Source organism: Bradyrhizobium sp. PRIMUS42, from assembly GCF_023006515.1.
Taxonomy (GTDB): Bacteria; Pseudomonadota; Alphaproteobacteria; order Rhizobiales; family Xanthobacteraceae; genus Bradyrhizobium.
Map to the genome: position 1 here is coordinate 1 of NZ_JALBGZ010000606.1, position 3,816 is coordinate 3,816.

At 63.5% G+C, this 3,816-nt stretch carries 4 protein-coding genes; all 4 read right to left on the minus strand.

The window, feature by feature from the left end:
* Positions 1-272 precede the first annotated feature (272 nt).
* The gene (locus tag MOV75_RS30265; RefSeq protein ID WP_246930359.1) at positions 273-680 is read right to left on the minus strand and encodes a hypothetical protein; all 408 of its coding nucleotides are present in this window, start codon (positions 678-680) and stop codon (positions 273-275) included.
* 59 nt (positions 681-739) lie between these two features.
* Positions 740-907 carry a hypothetical protein gene (locus MOV75_RS30270; protein ID WP_246930361.1) on the minus strand — a complete coding sequence of 56 codons (168 nt, stop codon included), beginning with the start codon at positions 905-907 and terminating at the stop codon, positions 740-742.
* Positions 908-1,046: 139 nt separating this feature from the next.
* The gene (locus tag MOV75_RS30275) at positions 1,047-1,448 is read right to left on the minus strand and encodes a hypothetical protein (protein ID WP_309486850.1); all 402 of its coding nucleotides are present in this window, start codon (positions 1,446-1,448) and stop codon (positions 1,047-1,049) included.
* Between the two features lie 96 nt (positions 1,449-1,544).
* The coding region (locus MOV75_RS30280; RefSeq protein WP_247007153.1) for a TonB-dependent receptor at positions 1,545-3,816 on the minus strand (2,272 nt) is incomplete at its 5' end.

The following is a 3,816-nucleotide window of genomic DNA, read 5'->3' on the forward strand; positions in this document are numbered from 1 at the left end:
GGAAAGCCGGCGCGCGGCGCCGCTGCCGGCTTGGCCTTTGCCGCGTCAATCGGACCGGTCAAGCCGGCCGCAGACAGCCCCGCGATTTTCGCGAACCGGCGACGCGAGACCTTGTCCGACATTGATGCTTCTCCGCTCCGAGCTGTTGCGGGCGCACAATGGCGAGTTCAGGGCGGTTTGAGAAGCAAGCTTTGGGGAAAGCCGGATGCAGAATCGCGCGGTCTGGGGCGCGACATATGGATGCGGGCCAGCAGATGCGCCGGCTCCCGTGATCAGCGCGAGCGCTTCGGCAACTTTGGCAGCTTGCCGGGGTTGAAGGCTGTGCGCTGCTCAGCCTGGTCATGTGCCGGCGGCTGCTGTTCGGTGAGAATGAGCGTTCCCTGGAGGACCATTCCCGGCACTTGCTGTGCCGTCGCGGTGTAAGTCGCGATCTTGCCGGGGCAGTTTCCCTCGATATCCAAAATGAGCTCGTCGTCCACGCCGAACACCGTGGCACGTCCGTCGGTATGACGCTTCGTCGACACCGTGGCGGTGAAGCGATCTCCATCGACCTGACACGAGCCGTGGTAGGTCATCAGGCTGTCACGGCCCCAAATCTGTCCGTCCGCGACATGGACGATGCCGGTCCCCTGATCGAGCGGCGTCTTGTACCACGCCGCATATGTGCCGTCCTTCAGCATGGGAGCAGTCTCCCCTGACATCCCCCACAATAATCCGCATGACTAGCGCTAAGAAAGCGTTAATCACGTGGCCCGTGCCAATCCGGACGCTGCTTACGCAGCTCGGCTTCAAGCTCCTCGACGATGCCGTGGAGCAGACACGCGGCGAGCGGGTCCGTAACCTCCCGTTCCAAACGCCGATAACGCGCGATCTGGCATTCCTGCTCTCTCAATTGGCGCTCTGTCATCACACCGGCCCTCCAACAAACTGACGCGGAGAGGCCCGAGCGGTTTCGTTAAAATTTTCGGATCATTTGAGATGGTTTCTGACTGGTAAAGACAACGCCCGCGGAACGGGGCCGAATCATCCCAAGGGCGGCCCCGCCTCTAGGAGGACAGACGAAGCCAGACGTCCTTGCTTGCCAGCGTGCCATCCGGCGTGGCGATCTCCATGTCCACGACATGCAGGGAGCCGGGCTCGTCTCCATAGATGTACCTGAGGTGCCACACGAGACCCAGGTCCGGTGAAATGACAAAATCGTCCAATCCGTCGGTGATATCTCGAACGGCCTCGCGGTGCGTCAAGGGCGCGGAAAACATCGCATCGATCAAGTCGGCGAGGCTCATGCCCTCGACCAGCATGAATCGCGCGACCTCGTCACCGTAGACGTGCCGAAGCGCTGAAACGATCGAAGCGACGGCATCCGGATTCTTCAACGACACGGCAAAGCAGGCCTCCGAAGCCATCATGCCGGAGGCGGAATATTCTGCAAGCTCAGCGAGCGCCATCGCGGAACATGGGGCGCGACGCCCGGCGCCGGGACTTCCGGCAGCTCGCCTTACCGACCCTAGAACGCACCGAACCGTACGGACACAGACCCGTGCCTAGAACGTCACCCGCATCCCCGCATAGAACGCGCGCGGCCGGGCCGGGCTGAGCGAGCGCGGGTCGGTGAAGTCGTTGCCGCCGTTGGTGAAGTTGGGCAAGGCTCCTGTGTCGAAGAACTGTCCGTAGGTCGCGTAGCGCTTGTCCAAAATGTTGTCGACCTTGCCATAGAGCTGGATGTTCTTCGCCACCTGGTAGGACGTGTGGAGATTGAACACCGTATAAGACGGCAGCTTCGCGAACTGATTCGACTCGTCGCCGACCAGGTATTGGCTGGAGACGTAGAGCGCGTTGCCGCCGACCTTCCAGACGTCGGTCACGGCATAGTCGACGCCGACCTTGACGCGGTGGCGCGGGATCGCGGGGAGCTGGTTGCCGGGCCTGACCTGGATAGTGTCCGTGGCCGGATCGGCAAACGGGCTTTCCGAGCCGAGCTCGAGGGGGTCAAGATAGCGCGCGTCGACGAAGGCGTAGCTCGCCTGGAACTGAAGCGTGGGCGATTTGATGTTGACCTCAGCCTCGAGGCCCTGCCGCCTAGTACGGCCGACATTTGAGAAATAGCCGAAGCCGGTCCGCCCGACGACGGGGACCGCGACGATGTCGTCGTAATTGGTGGCGCGGAAGCCGCCGATCTTCCAGCCGAGGGTGCCGATATTCAGCTCCTTGGTGCCGCGCAGGCCGGCTTCCACGGTCTTGGAGACGACCTGCTTGAGCGGCGGATCGGAGACCAGGAACGCCGCGATCAGGCAGGGGCGGGCTGGATCGGAGCAGCCGAGTTCGAGCGGCGTCGGCACGCGGTTGGCCTCGGAATAGCCGGCATAGGCGGTCAGCCCCGGCGTGATCTTGTAGGTGCCGCCGATCACCGGATTGAAGCGCGTGAAGGTGTGATCGCCGTTGAGATCGGTCCCGAGCTGGTCCTCCAGCGAGATCCGCGCCACGTTGAAACGGCCGCCGCCGGTGATGGCGAAGGCATCCGTGACGTTGAACGTGTCCATCGCATACAGGCCGTTATATTGATTGACGGTCCGCAGCGAGACGGGACCGGCAACCGTCGTCGGCTGGCCGGTCGGCCCCAGAAAGAGGCCACTCCCGCTGACAACGTAGTTTTCTCCGATCGAGCCGATCTCGGCGGTGGCGTTGTAGCGCGTGACGCCGGCGTCATAGCTCGCGCCCATCACGAAGCGGTTGTCGTGGCCAAACAACTGATCGGTGTTGGTGGCCTGCCCTGACACGCCGAAACTGGTCGAACGTATCGTGCTCCGGTCGATCTCGCCAAGGATGGTTCCGGTCGGATACGGATTGACGAGCTGCGCGCCGTTGGTGCCGTTCGCCGGCGTCGCATCGTCGCCGAAGCACAGCAGCCCCGGGGCGGCGCATTCCTGCACGTCGGTCGGATTGCCGTCGACGAGCTTCTGCTCGTACCTGCGCACATGCGCGGCGCCCTCGAGTGTCCAGGTCGGCGTCGGCTCGGCCTTGCCGGTCAGATTGAGATAGCCGACGCGGTTGGACGTGGTCTGCGGCGTGGTGTAGGTCGCGCCCCAATATTTATCGAGCAGCTCGGCGGGAACGGTGGCGCTGGCGCCGAAATCGTTCTTGGCGACGCCCATATTGGCGTGGAATTCGCTGTCGCCAGCCTTGTAGCCGACATCGCCGTAGAAGCGCCGCACGGTCGATTGCGAGAAATTGCGGAAGCCGTTGTCGCGAAGGCCTTCGAGCGCGGCGTAGACACCGTAGTTCTTGTCGACCTGCTTGCCCCATTGCGCCGAGCCCTGGACGCGTCCGAACGAGCCGCCCATCACGTCGATCTCGGCGCCCTGATAGGTAAAACCGTCCTTCATTTGCAGATTGATCGCACCGCCCAGCGCGTTGAGGCCGAAGGCGGGATTGTTGGTCACCAGCGTCACCGACCTGATCGCGGCGGTCGGGATCAGGTCCCAATTGACGGCATCCGAGAAGGCTTCGTTGATGCGGACGCCGTTCTGATACACCGCAAGGCCTTGCGGTGTGCCCGTCACGGGCGAAGCGACGAAGCCGCGGAATTCGACATCCGGCTGGAACGGATTGCCGGTGACCTCGGTGATGTTGACGCCGGCGATGTTGTCGCGCAGCGCGTCGGTGACGTTCAGCGAGCCCGTGCGCTTGATCTGGCTCGGATCGACGGCGTTGATCGCCGACGGCACCTTGTCGACATCGAGACCCCTGCCGGTGCCCGGCGCGGTCGGGTAGACGTAGATGCGCGTCCGGGGACTGGCGGACGACGCTGCGCCGATG

Coding starts and splice junctions, on each gene's coding strand:
- MOV75_RS30265 (WP_246930359.1), bottom strand. CDS start 680: ATGCTGAAGGACGGCACATATGCGGCGTGGTACAAGACGCCGCTCGAT.
- MOV75_RS30275 (WP_309486850.1), bottom strand. CDS start 1,448: ATGGCGCTCGCTGAGCTTGCAGAATATTCCGCCTCCGGCATGATGGCT.
- MOV75_RS30270 (WP_246930361.1), bottom strand. CDS start 907: ATGACAGAGCGCCAATTGAGAGAGCAGGAATGCCAGATCGCGCGTTAT.